Below are 892 nucleotides of genomic sequence, written 5' to 3'. Positions count from 1 at the left end.
AACTGGCCGGGGGTTTTCGCGCTAAAACGGTCGGCGTTGACCGTGGCGCGAGCGGTACTTATCCCGTGTTGACTGGCATTCAATTGAATCTGACTGGCGGCGGTCTGGCTGTCGCTCAGATCAATCTGTTGACTGTGGATCGCCAGCGTATCGGTTGCCAGATTTTTCCCATTGGCTTGAACGTGTTGCGCGGTCAGGGTCAATGAGCCGGGCCGGGTGGTATTGCCCTTATCATCCGGTCCGGCGGCCCACACGCTGTCATGGCTGCTGTGTATCGTGCTCGCGGTGACGGTGGTATCGCCGCGCGCTTCCACCCGGCCCTGATTATGCAGTACGCCGCCCGCCTGTAAATTGACCGCCGATTGTGACAGCAATTTGCCCGCGTTAGTCACACCGGCAGACGACGTTAATTGCAACGTATCCCGGCTGCTGATGGCGCCGCGGTTTTCAATCCAGCCCTCGGCGGTGATATGCACTTCCCCGGCTGAGGCGCCGATATTACCGGCATTATGCACCCCCACCCCCGTTTCGGTGCCTATTAGCCTAATTTTATGGGCATACATGCCGCCCAGTGCCGCCACATCCAACGCAAACTCCGGCTGGTCAGTGGCCTCAGCGGATTTTTTCTCAATCTTCTGATGTGCCGCATCCACCCGATTGCGCCCGGTGGTCACTTTCAGGTCTTGCGCATGTAATTTGGCGTTAATCGCCACCGAACGGGCGATAATATCGGTGTAACTTTGCCGGGTGCTGTCCATGCCGTGCCCGTCAATCCGCACTTCTCCCTGATTGACATCAAACCCTTTCAATCGGCCTCGCTCCATCAGCGCTTGTCCGGTGGTGAGCGTGGTGCGGTGCGCGTTAATAAACCCGCAACCGTTACAGGTGATCC

Annotated in this window: 1 protein-coding gene; it reads right to left on the bottom strand. The window is 58.1% G+C overall.

Annotation, left to right across the window (positions count from 1 at the left end):
- Positions 1 to 892: two-partner secretion domain-containing protein (locus tag KZ793_RS21335; RefSeq protein ID WP_450091403.1), on the bottom strand; the 892-nt coding region annotated here is incomplete at both ends.

Origin of the sequence: Photorhabdus antumapuensis (assembly GCF_020387775.1) — a bacterium.
GTDB classification, from domain to species: Bacteria; Pseudomonadota; Gammaproteobacteria; order Enterobacterales; family Enterobacteriaceae; genus Photorhabdus; species Photorhabdus antumapuensis.
The sequence above is the reverse complement of the archived record's forward strand: the minus strand, read 5'-3'. Positions and strand labels throughout refer to the sequence as shown.